Genomic DNA, 13,011 nt, shown 5'->3' on the forward strand with positions numbered 1-13,011 from the left:
CACCGCGCGCACAGGCCGCCTCGGCGCCCCGTACTGAGGGCACAATCAAATTCCGTGCCTGCGGGTATCATCGTGCGGCGCTGGGTGAGCACCACACAGGAACTTCGTTGCCGATCTGCAACGGTTCCCCGCCGTCTGAAGCCGGACAAAACAAACTCCCATTCCGGCCATGAACCGCTCTCACAAGGCCGTGAGACTATCAGGGGAACGACGATGCGTGCACAACGCGTTTGGAAAGTGAATGGGGCCGCCAGCATCGGGCAGCTTCAATCGAGACTGGACGACCTGAACAAGCGTCTCGGTCAGCTCGAAAACCAGCATCCGGACAGCTGGAAGCTCGAGGAGCTGAGATCGAGCGCGCTCAGCCTGTCGCGGGAGATCGACGACATCCGCTGCGCCGAAGCGACGGCGGCCTTGAGCGAGCTGCTGCGGAAATAGTCGGCCTGCCGATTCGCGCCGGCGCAGGGAACCAAGCGCGGCGGCGGCCATTTCCATGCAAAGCATGGAGCAAGACTATGAGCAGGCACCTGACGCGCGCCGATCTCGCGCGCGACGTGGCCGGCCCACGCTGGTTCTGTGCACAGCGGCGGCCTTCACCATCGCGCGCCACTTCTCATTGTGAAGAATTTGACGCTGTGAGGGATTTCGCATGACGTCCGATCCCGAGGAGCAGGTCAGGCTGCAAGGCTACGGCGAGATGACGCTGCGCACCGCGGTCGAGACCTTGATGCTGCTCGCACCGCGTGAGCGGTCCGAGGCCGCGATCTTTCGCGTCCGCGACGGCGTGCGCCTCGCGCAAAGCGAGGTCGCCGAGCTCGCATCGCACTGGGGCATAGCGCCCGCGCCCAACGTGCGATCGCCGAAACTGGTGCCGGAGCAGCACTGGCAAGACGTTGTCCGCGGCATGGTGCGCGACGCCCCGTTGCCGTCGCTGCTGGTGGCCTTTCTGGTCGGCGTGCTGGTGGCTCGCAGATGATGCTACGGCTCGCGGCGACGCGCGCACGTGAATGGAATCAGCGCGTTCCGTGAAACCCGAGGAAACCCTTGGCTCGCGAAATCGCGACCGTTCCGCACGGAACGTCTCGATGGAGGAGGGATTGGTCCCCCGTTAAGCCTCGAACATGGAGACAACCATGACACGTACGAAACTCGTGAGCGTCGCCGCAACTCTGGCTGCGATTTTGCCGCTCGCAACTGTAAGCCCCAGCCTCGCTGCGGGACGCGGTCCCGGCCCGTGCACCCCACCGGCTGGAGAAGCAGTCGGCGCCGCCGGGCCCGCCATGAGCGGCGGCCAGTTGATGGCCGGCATCGGCCAATGCCAGCGCATCGGCGATTGGCACCCTACCAACACCTACGGTTACCTGAGCCCGGGTTACGGCTATGACGGGCCTCGCTGGGGCACATCAGCCTACGCACCCTACGAGGACTAGAGCCCTTCACATCGCAAACTCAGCGGCGCGGTCGATCACGGCCGCGCCGTTTGCGTTGGAGGGTGGCAAACATGAGGCGGCGCGGCCATCGAGACCTTGATTTGCAGCGGCCCGAAGCATGACGAATAGTCTCAGCAATCGCCTGCCAGAGCAGGATCAATCACTTCTGTTCGCTTGCCCGCATCTGCTCGGCAAAAGGACGCAGGGCTTCGGACATGTCGTCGAGGCGTTTCTGCCACTCCGCGCCAGGCATGAAGGCGATCACCGGCTCATCCCCGGGCGAACCCGTCAGGTACTCTGGACTACGCAGGCCCTCGGCGATCCCGGCTTCCAGCTTCTTGACGATGTCGTCCGGAACGCCCTTGGGGACCGCAAAGCCGCGTTCCGCCGTCGTCATGACCGGAAAGCCCACCTCTTCTGCCGTCGGAACGTCCGGCAGCGCTGCAAAGCGCTTCTTCGACAGGATCGCGATGACGCGAAGTGGCCCCTTGTTGGTGCCATGCAACTCGGGAATTTCGCTGACAGTGACCATGCCGACGTCCAGATGCCCGCCCAGGAGATCGGTCCGCTGTGCGGCCGTTCCTCTGTAGGAGATTTCGTTGGGCTCGACCTTCGCGGCTGCCGCGAGCATGCGAATGGCCAGATGACCGTTGGTGCCGGCGCCATTGTGTCCGAAGCTCACCGAGCCCGGCTTGCTGCGAAGCGCGGCAACGACATCCGGCAGATTGCTGAATTTGCTATCGGCAGGCACCACCATGACATTCGGATCTTCGACGACGCGAGCGACCAGCCGGATTTCATCCGTGGTGTATTGGGTTTTGCGGGTCATCGGCAGGAAGTTGTAGCCTGGCACGTTGACGATACCGATCGAATAGCCCTCGGGCGCCGCGCGCGCAATCGACGCAAACGCGATCTCTCCGCCGGCGCCGGGCTTGTTCAGGACGACGAACTTCGCCTTGCCGCCCAGCACACGCTCGACAAAGGGAAGGAGCTTGCGCGCCATGACATCGGTGCCGCCGCCGGGCGCAAAGCCGACGACGACTTCGATCGGCTTGTCGTCGGGCCACGCGGCCCATGCCGACCCGCAGGCCGCGAAGCCAAAAGCCGTAGCGAGCGCGATGATTCTATTGTTCATGATTTCCAGCCCTGTTTTTGTTATTGGCCGATCGCGCCTCAGGCGCGCGATCAGCTTGGGACTCATCTAGCCGTCGGGATGACTGGAGGGCAACCGGCGAGGCACCACGGCCCGGCGCTGATGGTAGCGTTTGTTGGTGGGTGTGCTGATGGCGCGGCGGTAGCCCCCTGACCTAGCTCCGCAAGTCGGAACCGCCGGCGCTCGCTTCTGGCAAGCCATGCTACCGCGACAGGCCACCCTGCCCCGCCAAATCGGCCGTGGACCCAATCCCGAAATCGTTGCAAAAAGGCGTCCTGAGGCGCCGGCAGCCGGTCTGCCAAGACTCTGGAAAACGTCGACTTTTGGAAGAATGGTCGGAGTGGCAGGATTCGAACCTGCGACCCCTGCGTCCCGAACGCAGTGCTCTACCGGGCTGAGCCACACTCCGACAAGAAGGCGGCTTATAGCGTCGGGTTTGACGCACTGCAAGCGGCCGAGATGAGGAATTTTATCCCTGTGAAAACGGGTGTCGAAACGCTGATATGGCCGGCCGGCGAAGCCGGCGCGGAAGCCGCCGCCCGGCGGCTTGCGGCCGGCGGGCTGGTCGCGTTTCCGACCGAGACGGTCTACGGGCTCGGGGCGGATGCCGCCAATGCCGCCGCGATCGCCCATCTCTACGCCGCCAAGGGCCGGCCGGCGTTCAATCCGCTGATCGCGCATGTCGCGGACCTCAAGGCCGCGCGGCGGATCGGGCGGTTCGATGCGCGCGCGCTGGCGCTCGCGGAGGCGTTCTGGCCGGGGCCGCTGACGCTGGTGGTGCCGAAGACCGAGGACTGCCCGGTGGCGGATCTCGCCACGGCCGGCCTCGACACAGTGGCAATCCGCATTCCCGCCCACCCCGTCGCACAGGCGATCCTGCGCGCCTTCGGCGGCGCCGTGGTCGCGCCGTCCGCCAATATCTCCGGCCACGTCTCGCCGACGCTGGCCGCCCATGTCGAGAGCGACCTTGGCGGGCGGATCGACCTGATCATCGACGGCGGGCCTGTTACGGTCGGCGTGGAATCCACGATCATCGGCTGCTTCGACGCGCCGATGCTGCTTCGTCCCGGCGGGCTGTCGCGCGAGCGGATCGAGGCTGTGCTGGGCGCGCCGCTGGCGCGGCCGCCGGTGGAGGCTGGCAGCGACGACAGCCAGCCACTGGCCCCGGGCATGCTGGCCTCGCATTATGCGCCGCGCGCCCTTGTGCGGCTCAACGCACGTGAGGTCGCGCCGGGCGATGCGCTGCTGGCGTTCGGCCCGGAGCGCCTGCCCGGTCTTGACGCCGCCTCGGCCGTCATGAATTTGTCGTCCACCGCCGATCTCGATGAAGCCGCCGCCAATCTGTTCGGCTATCTTCGCAGCCTCGATGCGAAAGCGCCGCGGGCGATTGCGGTGATGCCGATTCCCGAAGATGGTCTGGGCGAGGCGATCAACGACCGGCTGCGGCGCGCCGCGGTGGCGCGTTGAAGCAAGAGACGAGGACATGAACATCAACAAGCCTGCCACCCCGCCGCTTGCGCCCGAATTGATCGAGCAATTCCGCAAGATCGTCGGCGACCGCCACGCCATCACCGACCCGACCGATGTCGAGCCTTACGTCACCGAGGAGCGCAATCTGTTCCACGGCCGCTCGCCGCTGGTGCTGCGCCCGGGCTCGACGGCGGAGGTTTCCGCGATCTGCAAGCTCGCCTCCGCGCACAACATCGCGCTGGTGCCGCAGGGCGGCAACACCGGGCTCGTCGGCGGCCAGACGCCGCACAATGGCGAGGTGGTGGTGTCGCTGCGCCGGCTCGACAAGATCCGCGAGGTCGACACCGCCTCCAACACCATGACAGTGGAAGCTGGTGTGGTGCTGCAGATCGCGCAAGCCAAGGCCTCCGAGGTCGACCGGCTGTTTCCGCTGTCGCTCGGCGCGGAAGGCAGCTGCACCATCGGCGGCAATCTCTCGACCAATGCCGGCGGCACCGCGGCGCTCGCCTATGGCGTCGCGCGCGAAATGGCGCTGGGCCTGGAAGTAGTGCTCGCCGACGGGCGCGTGCTCAATTCGCTGTCGAAGCTGAAGAAGGACAACACCGGCTACAATCTGCACAACCTCTTCATCGGCGCCGAAGGCACGCTCGGCATCATCACCGCGGCGACGCTGAAACTGTTTCCGAAGCCGCGGGCGATCGAGACCGCCTTCGTCGGGCTGAAATCGCCGGCGGCGGCGCTGAAGCTGCTCACCATCGCGCAAGGCGAAGCCGCCAATGCGCTGACGAGCTTCGAGCTGCTGTCGGAGCTGGCGGTGGATTTCTCCGTCCGCCACGGCATCGACGTGCGCGATCCCCTCGTAGAGAAGCATCCCTGGTACGTGCTGATGGAATTGTCATCGCCGAGCGAGGATGCCCGCACGCCGCTGGAGACGATCCTCGGCCGTGCCATGGAGGAGGAGATCGTCGACGACGCCGTGATCGCGGCGAGCCTCGCCCAGCGCGGCGCGTTCTGGAAGCTGCGCGACGAGATGTCGGCGGCGCAGAAGCCGGAAGGCGGCTCGATCAAGCACGACATCTCCGTCCCGGTTGCGGCCGTGCCCGAATTCATCGCGGAAGCCGATGCGGCCGTTGTGAAGCTGATTCCCGGAGCCCGGCCGGTGCCGTTCGGCCATCTCGGCGACGGCAACCTGCATTACAACGTCAGCCAGCCGATCGGCGCCGACACCGCCGATTTTCTCGCGCGCTGGCATGATGTGAACGCGGTGGTGTTCGAGATCGTGCTGCGCATGGGCGGCTCGATCTCGGCCGAGCACGGCATCGGCGTGCTCAAGCGCGACGAGCTCCCCGAGGTGAAGGACAAAACCGCGATCGAGCTGATGCGCTCCATCAAGACGATGCTCGATCCGCTCGGCATCATGAATCCGGGGAAGGTGCTGTGAGCGCTTCCCTTGCGATCGATGCGATCACCGATGCCGACGTCGAGGGCGTGGTCGCGCTGTGGCAGCGCTGCGGCCTGACGCGCCCCTGGAACGACCCGCATGCCGACATCGCACTGGCGCGGCGGCGCGACAATTCCACCGTGCTGGTCGGCCGCGACAATGGCGCGATCGTCGCCACCGTGATGGCAGGCCATGACGGCCATCGCGGCTGGGTCTATTACGTCGCGGTCGACCCTGATTGCCAGAAGCGCGGCTACGGCCGCGTGATCATGGCAGCCGCCGAGAACTGGCTGCGGCGTGCGGGTATTGCAAAGCTGCAGCTCCTGGTCCGGCGCGAGAACGCGCAGGCCAACGCGTTCTATGGCTCGCTGGGTTTCGAGCTCTCGACATCAGTGATGTTCCAGAAGTGGCTCGACGGCCGCGCGACCACGCCAAGCAACTGAGATCCAGCCATGACCATTTCCGACCGCGTCCGCATCAAGGACGTCAGCGTGCTCTCGGACGGTTGGACCACGCTGAAGACCACGACCTTCGAATATCGGCGCGCCAATGGCGAGTGGCAGACCCAGCATCGCGAGACCTATGAGCGCGACAACGCCGCCGCCGTGCTGCCGTATAATCTCGCGCGGCGCACGGTTATCCTGGTGAAGCAGTTCCGCCTGCCGGCCTTCATCCGCGGTTACGACGACCTGTTGATCGAGGCCGCCGCCGGCGTGCTTGACAACGCCGAGCCCGAGGAGCGCATCCGCGCCGAGGCGGAGGAAGAGACCGGCTATCGCCTGCACCACGTCCACAAGGTGTTCGAGGCCTTCATGAGCCCCGGCGCCATCACCGAGAAGCTGCATTTCTTCGTCGCCGAGTACGAGCCCGAGATGCGAGTCAGCGACGGCGGCGGCCTCGCGCACGAGGGCGAGGACATCGAGGTGCTGGAGTTGTCCATCGACGAGGCCCTGGCGATGATCGCCGACGGCCGCATCATCGACGCCAAGGCGATCATGCTGCTGCAGTATGTGGCGCTGCATGTGTTCAGGTAGGTGTACTCTTCACCCTCCCCTGGAGGGGTCCGGGACGAGCGTAGCTCGCCCGTGGTCGATCGCGCGCAGCGCGAGCGGGGTGGGGTGATCTCTCCACTCGGGCACTGTTGGATGTGGAGAGACCGTCACCCCACCCCGTCTCACATTTCGCTACGCTCCATGTGAGCCGACCCACGGGCGAGCTGCGCTCGTCCCGGACCCCTCCAGGGGAGGGTAAGTGGCACCTGTTGCGCGGCTTTGGCGCCCAATGCAATTCTGTCCTGCATCCTCCCTCCCCCGGTTGAGCAACCGCAAAACTATCTCTACTCTGGCCCCAACCAGAACCAGGAGACGCGCCATGTCCGCTCCGCGCGACGACGAATTCGGCTTTGCGCCCGACTACGATTCCCCCGTCCCCTACATGCAGCGCACCCGCGATTATTACGCGGCGATCGGCTACACCACGCCGTACCGCTGGGCGCATTACACCGAGGCGCCGTTCCAGCCGCTGAAGAAACCGCTGGCTCAGTCGCGCGTCACCATCATCACCACCGCTGCGCCCTACGATCCGGCCAAGGGCGACCAGGGGCCGGGTGCGGCGTATAATGGCAGCGCGAAGTTTTATCAGGTCTATGACGGCGACACGTCGAAAGAGCACGATCTCCGCATCTCGCACATCGGCTACGACCGTAAGCACACCTCAGCCACCGACAGCGGCACTTGGTTTCCGCTGCCGCAGCTATTGAAGGCATCCGCCGCCGGCCGCATCGGCGAAGTCGCGCCGCGCTTCTTCGGCGCGCCGACCAACCGCAGCCATCGCGTCACGCTCGACACCGACGCGCCGGAGATCCTGGCACGCTGCCTCGCGGACAAGGTCGACGTCGCGGTGCTGGTGCCGAATTGCCCGGTCTGCCACCAGACCACCGCGCTGGTGGCGCGGCACCTGGAGCGCAACGGCATTGCCACCGTCATCATGGGCTGCGCGAAGGATATCGTCGAGCACGCGGCCGTGCCCCGCTTCCTGTTCTCCGACTTCCCGCTCGGCAATTCCGCCGGCAAGCCGCACGATGTCGCCTCGCAGGCACAGACGCTGGAGCTCGCGCTCACGCTGCTGGAGACTGCGAGCGGGCCGCAGACGACCATGCAGTCGCCGCTGCGCTGGAGCGAGGACGCCTCCTGGAAGCTCGACTACAACAACGTTGCGCAGCTCTCGCCCGAAGAGCTGGCTCGCCGCCGCGCCGAGTTCGACCAGCAGAAGGAGATCGCGCGCGGCAACCGCGCCGCCTGACGTCCTCCAACAACAACAAGCCGAGGGAGAGCGACGTGACGCGACCGTTCGAGGGCGTGAAGATCCTGGATTTCACGCAAGTGCTGGCCGGCCCCTATGCGAGCTATCAGCTCGCACTGCTGGGCGCGGACGTCATCAAGGTCGAGCGGCGCGAGGGCGAGGACATGCGCCGCACGCCGCTCAGCCGCGAATGGGCCGAGCGCGGTCTGGCGCCGGCATTCCAGGCGATCAACGGCAACAAGCGCAGCCTGACGCTCGATCTGCAGAAGCCGGAGGCGATCGCGATCGTGAAGAAGCTCGCAGGCCGCGTCGACGTGGTCATGGAGAATTTCCGCCCCGGCGTGATGGACAAGCTCGGCATCGGCTATGAGGCGCTGTCGGCCGTCAACCCGAAGCTGATCTATTGTTCGGTGTCGGGTTTCGGCCAGACCGGGCCGGATCGCCTGCGGCCCGGCTATGACGGCAAGATGCAGGCGCTGTCGGGCATCATGGCGATCACCGGCCACCCCGAGACGGGGCCGACGCGCGCGGGCTTCGCCGTGTGCGATGTGCTCTCGGGCGCCACCGCTGCCTTCGGCGTCTCGAGCGCGCTGTATCAGCGCGACCGCACCGGCCAGGGGCAGCTGATCGACGTCTCCATGCTGGAGGCGACGCTGGCGTTTCTCTCGGGCCAGATCGCCGACTGGTCGGTCGCCGGACATCGACAGCAGCTATCGGGCAATCAGGCGGTGAGCCGCCGGACCACGGCGAATTTGTTCAAGTGCGGCGACGGCCATATCCTGCTCGCCGTCAACAACGAGAAGCAGTACCGCGCGCTGATGGCTGCGCTCGGGCGCGAGGATACGCTGTCAGATCCGCGCTTTGCCGACTGGTTCTCGCGCAACGAGAACGAGGGCGCGCTGCGCGCCATCATCGAGCAGGCGCTAGCGAAACGGCCGGCACGCGAATGGGAGACGATCTTGGAGGACGCCGGCGCGCCCTGCGCCAGGATCTGGAAGGTCGAGGAGGTCATCGACCATCCGCAAATCAAGGCGCGCGGTGCGATCCAGGAGCTAGACACGCAATACGGCCGCCTGCGCTTTGCCGGCAGCGGCTTCAAGCTCGCTCATGGCGGCGGCCGGCTGGATCGCATGGCGCCGGAGCTGGGCGCGGATACGGATGCGGTGCTGGGCGAGCTGGGGTTCGATGCGGCGGAGATCGCGGGGCTGCGCGCACGGGAGATTGTGTGACGGCAGCGCCTCACACTCAGTCGTCCCGGGGCGCGCGTAGCGCGAACCCGGGACCCATAACCACAGGATCGCGTTTGACGAAGACTCGTGGTGAACAGTTTGCGCCATAACCTCATCCTGTGGCTATGGGTCCCGGATCGGCGCGCGCTTTGGGCGCGCTTGTCCGGGACGACAGCGGAGTGAGTGGCGGCACCGCACCTAGAACAACGACCCCTGCCCGTCATCTGATGACGCTGCCGCAGTCTTCCGCACCGCCTTCTTCGGCTTCGCCGCCTCGGTCTCAGCCTCGATCTCCTCCGCACTGATCGGCAGCACGAGCTGCTCGTCGTCATTGGCGACGCGGTTGACGCGGGTGGAGACCGGGTGCCAGGCGAATTCGCCGACGCGCGGGGGCCTCATCAGCGGCAGGATCGCGTCGATCTCGTCGCCCTTGCTGTCGAGCCAGCGCTCGAAGTCGCGCGGGCTGATGGTGACGGGCACGCGGTCATGCAGCGCGGCGAGATCCTCGCCCGCCGCGGCGGTGACGATCGCGACCGTGTCGAGTTCCTCGCCGTTTGGCCCGACCCAGGTCTCGAACACAGCGGCAAAGCCGAGCGGCTCACCGTCGGCACGGTGGATGAAAAAAGGCTGCTTGCGGCCGGTTTGCGTCTTCCACTCGTAATAACCATCGGCCGGAATCAGACCGCGCCGGCGGCGAATCGCGTTCTTGAACGCAGGCTTCTCCAGCACCGTCTCGGAACGGGCGTTGATCAGGAGCGTGAACCCGCGGGGGTCCTTGACCCAGCCGGGCAGAAGACCCCAGCGCATCAGGCGGAAATGGCGCGCGCCGTTCTCGAGCAGCACCACCGGAATCGGTTGCGTCGGGGCGACATTGTACCGGGGCGGGAAATTCGGCTGCTCGACATAGCCGAACAGTTGCCGCAAAGCCGCGGGGGCCGAAGTTATGACGAAGCGTCCACACATCCTTGGAGGCCTATATAGGGTCCGTTCAGGTCCTTTTAACCCCGAACGTTAACACTGCGGCAGATGAGCTCAACGGCCTCCCAACCCGCGCGGACGCATGTACAGACGGGCCCTGAGGCGACCGCCTGGGCCGAACGGCTGCGCGTGGCCAACATCAATCCGCGGACCGGGCTTGCCACCGACTATCTCAACCATTTCAATGAAGCCGTGATGCTGCTCGAAATGGTGCCGGATATGCCGGAATGCGCCGAGGACTTCCTGACCTGGACGCCGTTGTCCTATGCCGAGCATTTCACGGCGTCGAATTTCAAGGCGCGAGATTTGGCGATCGAAGCCTATGAGAAAGCCGATCCCAACGTGCGTGCTCAGTTCGACCACTTGACGGATACCATGACCTCGATCCTGACCGCGGTCGGCTCGGCCATGCGCGAGGTCGAGAAGGACACGACGCGCGTCCGCCTCGCCGAGCAGGCCACGCTTTGGGTCAAGCCCCTGATCGCAGCCTGCGGCGGCATCATCAATGGCGGGGCGGAAGCCGACGTCGACACCATCATGGCTAACTCATCCGGATAGGTGACGCGATTGGCCGCAATCGTCCATCCTGCCCATCCCCAGCTTGCGGTCAGCGCGGCGATCTTCCGCGACGGCAAGGTGCTGCTGGTCCGCCGCGCCCGCTCGCCGGCCAAGGGCTTCTATTCGCTGCCCGGCGGCCGGGTCGAGTTCGGCGAATCGCTGCATCAGGCCCTGAGCCGCGAGGTCGACGAGGAAACCGGCCTTCGCATCGAGATCATTGGCCTCGCCGGCTGGCGCGAGGTGCTGCCGGCCGCGGCCGGCGCCGGCCATTACCTGATCATGTCCTTTGCCGCGCGTTGGACGGCCCAGGAGCCGGCGCTGAACGACGAGCTCGACGATTACCGCTGGATCGCCCCTGGCGCCCTGGCAAGCCTCGGCGACCTCAAGCTGACCGGGGGGCTGGAGGAAGTCATCCTGTCCGCTCACCGGCTGCTTGGAGCCTGACGGCCCGCCTTGCGCCAGCCGTCCCGAGGGGGCATACAGCCGCCGATGTCGTCGCGATTTCTGGCCATTTTTGTCCTGATTCTCGCCTGCGCCTCCGTGCCTGCGAGGGCCCAGGACGTGGCGGCGCCGTTTGACGGCGAACTGCAGCGGCTGGCCGAGATCCTCGGCGGCCTGCACTATCTGCGCGGCATCTGCGGGGCCAACGAGGGTAACAAATGGCGCAACGAGATGCAGGCGCTGATCGATGCCGAGACCCCCTCCGGCGAGCGCCGCACCCGCATGATCGCCGGCTTCAACCGCGGCTATAACGGTTTTCAGCAGACCTATCGCAGCTGCACGCCGGCCGCGATGGTGGCGATCCGCCGCTACATCGAGGAAGGCTCGAAGATCTCGCGCGATCTCACGGCGCGCTACGCGAACTAGCCACCCCGTCATTCCGGGGCTGGCGCGCGAGAGCCCGGAATCCATTCATCCACCGTCTCTGATGCCCGATGGATTCCGGGCCCGCGCGAGGCGCGCCCCGGAATGACGGCGCGGTCGACGCATGTGCGTGCCTGGAACCCCGTCATCGACTTTGTTCACAGCCGTTAACCGTTCTTAAAGATGTGGCCTAGCGGTCGTTAACGCCCGTGCTACACCTCTCGCACAGCGCATCGCCGTGGATCGCGCCCCAGCCTGACCGAGTTTCATGAGCCAGCCGATTTCCTACGCCCCCGCCCGCGCGCCGCTGCCCGATCACGAGCAGAAACAGGCTGCGCTGAGCTATCTCAACGAGGCCTGGGCCGAGGCGCGTCATGACGGCGTCGACGGCGACTGCCTGGCGCAGGCGAGCCTGTTCGCGGCCCTCGCCGAGCTCGTCGGCACCTATGGCGAGGACGCAGTTGCAAAGTTCGTCGAGGGCTTTCCCGGCCGCATTCGCAACGGCGAATTCTCGGTCGGCATCTGCAGGCAGTAAGCCGTCCTGAAAATGACCCCGCCACGCGGGCGGGGCCAGTTGACGGATGAATGACTTGGCGAAAGGCGTCGCGAAGTCTGCCGCTCTTATCGCACGGAAGCCGTTGCCGGCGGACAAGCATTAGTCTCGCGATGACCGGGAGATGTTCCCGACAGACCCGGGAACGCGCGCCTCAGTCCGTCTCGATCGGCAGCGCCGGATCCCTCGCCCATTCGCCCATCGAAGCGTCGTAGAGCGTCAGCTTGTCGTAGCCGAGCTGCGTCAGCAGCAGGAGGTCGATCGTCGCCGAGATGCCGCCGCCGCAATAAAGAATCACGTTCTTTTCGCGCGTGACGCCCTGGGCGGCGAACTTCGCTTGCGCATCCGCAAGATTCGTCAGCGTCTTGTCGGCATTCACGAGCGTGGCTGCAGGAACGTTGACGCTGCCGGGAACGCGGCCCGGCCGGCCATAGCGGCTCGGCTCGAGGCCGCGGTGAAACTGCGGCCCGAGCGCGTTGACGATGACGGTTGCGGGATCGCCGATCTTCGCCAGCACGGCTTCCTTATCGACGAAGCAGCCTGGGCGCGGCGCCGCCTTGAAGGTCGTCGCTGGATAGCCCTTGGGTGCGCCCGTCTCGATCGGCCGTCCCTCCTGCTTCCATTTGTCGAATCCGCCGTCGAGCACGTGGGCATCGACGCCGAGCACGCGCAGCATCCACCAGAACCGTGTTGCCCACATCATCGTGCTGATGCTGTAGAGCACGACGGTCTTGCCCGCATCGAGGCCGTGACGGCCGAAGGCGGCCTCCAGCTGGGCGACATCGGGCATCATGAAGAAGTGTTGCGACGAGGCGTCAGAAAACTCGCCTTGCAGGTCGAGGAAATCGGCGCCGGGGATATGGCCGGCGGCGAACGTCTTGTCACCGGGCACCGCGCGATACGGCACGTCGCTGCCCGGCGGGACTGGTTCGTTGTACGTCGTGCAGTCGTAGAGGCGAAGTTTGGGATCGCCGAGCATGGCAGCGAGTTGCTCGGTGGTGATGAGGGCGGTTGGCTGTGACATCCGACTACAC

General features: G+C 66.0%; 17 protein-coding genes and 1 tRNA gene. 14 read left to right on the top strand and 4 right to left on the bottom strand.

The genetic code is table 11. The features are described 5' to 3' along the window. The first annotated feature begins 213 nt into the window (after window positions 1-213). The 3 genes from I6F17_RS01925 (at window position 214) to I6F17_RS01935 (ending at window position 1,430) form a co-directional block, all read left to right on the top strand. Entirely contained in the window at window positions 214-438 is a 225-nt protein-coding gene (locus tag I6F17_RS01925; RefSeq protein ID WP_025034576.1) for a hypothetical protein, read from the top strand. A gap of 211 nt (window positions 439-649) precedes the next feature. Next, window positions 650-976 carry a hypothetical protein gene (locus I6F17_RS01930; protein ID WP_225123818.1) on the top strand — a complete coding sequence of 109 codons (327 nt, stop codon included), beginning with the start codon at window positions 650-652 and terminating at the stop codon, window positions 974-976. 157 nt (window positions 977-1,133) lie between these two features. Continuing rightward, complete coding sequence (locus I6F17_RS01935) at window positions 1,134-1,430, top strand: hypothetical protein (RefSeq protein WP_225123819.1); 297 nt, start codon at window positions 1,134-1,136, stop codon at window positions 1,428-1,430. Between the two features lie 160 nt (window positions 1,431-1,590). Here the strand turns inward: I6F17_RS01935 and I6F17_RS01940 are convergent, their stop codons facing one another. After that, window positions 1,591-2,433 carry a tripartite tricarboxylate transporter substrate binding protein gene (locus tag I6F17_RS01940; protein ID WP_225190400.1) on the bottom strand — a complete coding sequence of 281 codons (843 nt, stop codon included), beginning with the start codon at window positions 2,431-2,433 and terminating at the stop codon, window positions 1,591-1,593. Between I6F17_RS01940 and I6F17_RS01945 the strand changes: the two genes are divergently transcribed. Further along, the gene (locus I6F17_RS01945; RefSeq protein WP_225154025.1) at window positions 2,432-2,635 is read left to right on the top strand and encodes a hypothetical protein; all 204 of its coding nucleotides are present in this window, start codon (window positions 2,432-2,434) and stop codon (window positions 2,633-2,635) included. The genes I6F17_RS01940 and I6F17_RS01945 overlap by 2 nt on opposite strands. A 280-nt stretch (window positions 2,636-2,915) precedes the next feature. Here I6F17_RS01945 and I6F17_RS01950 read toward each other — a convergent pair. Then, window positions 2,916-2,992, bottom strand: a tRNA-Pro gene (locus tag I6F17_RS01950). Window positions 2,993-3,060: 68 nt separating this feature from the next. Here I6F17_RS01950 and I6F17_RS01955 point away from each other — a divergent pair. From I6F17_RS01955 to I6F17_RS01980, 6 genes are all read left to right on the top strand, one after another. Beyond that, window positions 3,061-4,050: an L-threonylcarbamoyladenylate synthase gene (locus I6F17_RS01955; protein ID WP_225123821.1), complete on the top strand. Its 990-nt coding sequence runs from the start codon at window positions 3,061-3,063 to the stop codon at window positions 4,048-4,050. A gap of 16 nt (window positions 4,051-4,066) precedes the next feature. Further along, complete coding sequence (locus I6F17_RS01960) at window positions 4,067-5,494, top strand: FAD-binding oxidoreductase (RefSeq protein ID WP_225123822.1); 1,428 nt, start codon at window positions 4,067-4,069, stop codon at window positions 5,492-5,494. Then, entirely contained in the window at window positions 5,491-5,937 is a 447-nt protein-coding gene (locus I6F17_RS01965) for a GNAT family acetyltransferase (protein WP_225123823.1), read from the top strand. Before I6F17_RS01960 ends, I6F17_RS01965 begins: the two co-directional genes overlap by 4 nt. A 9-nt stretch (window positions 5,938-5,946) precedes the next feature. Continuing rightward, window positions 5,947-6,528 (top strand): GDP-mannose pyrophosphatase, encoded by a 582-nt coding sequence (locus I6F17_RS01970; RefSeq protein ID WP_225123824.1) that lies wholly within the window; start codon window positions 5,947-5,949, stop codon window positions 6,526-6,528. Window positions 6,529-6,865: 337 nt separating this feature from the next. Further along, complete coding sequence (locus tag I6F17_RS01975; RefSeq protein WP_225123825.1) at window positions 6,866-7,795, top strand: glycine reductase; 930 nt, start codon at window positions 6,866-6,868, stop codon at window positions 7,793-7,795. A 35-nt stretch (window positions 7,796-7,830) separates the two neighbouring features. Next, on the top strand, window positions 7,831-9,024 hold the full coding sequence (locus tag I6F17_RS01980; protein WP_225123826.1) for a CoA transferase: 1,194 nt from the start codon (window positions 7,831-7,833) through the stop codon (window positions 9,022-9,024). A 198-nt stretch (window positions 9,025-9,222) separates the two neighbouring features. On the opposite strand, the gene I6F17_RS01985 is transcribed toward I6F17_RS01980, so the two are convergent. Then, complete coding sequence (locus tag I6F17_RS01985) at window positions 9,223-9,987, bottom strand: SOS response-associated peptidase (protein ID WP_225123827.1); 765 nt, start codon at window positions 9,985-9,987, stop codon at window positions 9,223-9,225. Window positions 9,988-10,050: 63 nt separating this feature from the next. On the opposite strand from I6F17_RS01985, the gene I6F17_RS01990 reads away from it, so the two are divergent. From I6F17_RS01990 to I6F17_RS02005, 4 genes are all read left to right on the top strand, one after another. Next, window positions 10,051-10,560, top strand: coding sequence for a hypothetical protein (locus tag I6F17_RS01990; protein WP_036003651.1), 510 nt, complete (start codon window positions 10,051-10,053; stop codon window positions 10,558-10,560). Between the two features lie 9 nt (window positions 10,561-10,569). Further along, entirely contained in the window at window positions 10,570-11,004 is a 435-nt protein-coding gene (locus I6F17_RS01995; RefSeq protein ID WP_225123828.1) for an NUDIX domain-containing protein, read from the top strand. A gap of 45 nt (window positions 11,005-11,049) precedes the next feature. Next, a complete protein-coding gene (locus I6F17_RS02000; protein ID WP_036003646.1) occupies window positions 11,050-11,427 on the top strand; it encodes a TIGR02301 family protein in 378 nt (125 codons plus the stop codon). 265 nt (window positions 11,428-11,692) lie between these two features. Continuing rightward, on the top strand, window positions 11,693-11,959 hold the full coding sequence (locus I6F17_RS02005; RefSeq protein WP_036003643.1) for a hypothetical protein: 267 nt from the start codon (window positions 11,693-11,695) through the stop codon (window positions 11,957-11,959). A 172-nt stretch (window positions 11,960-12,131) separates the two neighbouring features. On the opposite strand, the gene I6F17_RS02010 is transcribed toward I6F17_RS02005, so the two are convergent. Further along, window positions 12,132-13,001, bottom strand: a complete 870-nt coding sequence (locus tag I6F17_RS02010) for a sulfurtransferase (RefSeq protein ID WP_225123829.1) — start codon at window positions 12,999-13,001, stop codon at window positions 12,132-12,134. Window positions 13,002-13,011: the final 10 nt, after the last annotated feature.

Origin of the sequence: Bradyrhizobium sp. NBAIM18, assembly GCF_020193825.1 — a bacterium.
In the GTDB taxonomy this organism is placed as follows: Bacteria; Pseudomonadota; Alphaproteobacteria; order Rhizobiales; family Xanthobacteraceae; genus Bradyrhizobium; species Bradyrhizobium yuanmingense.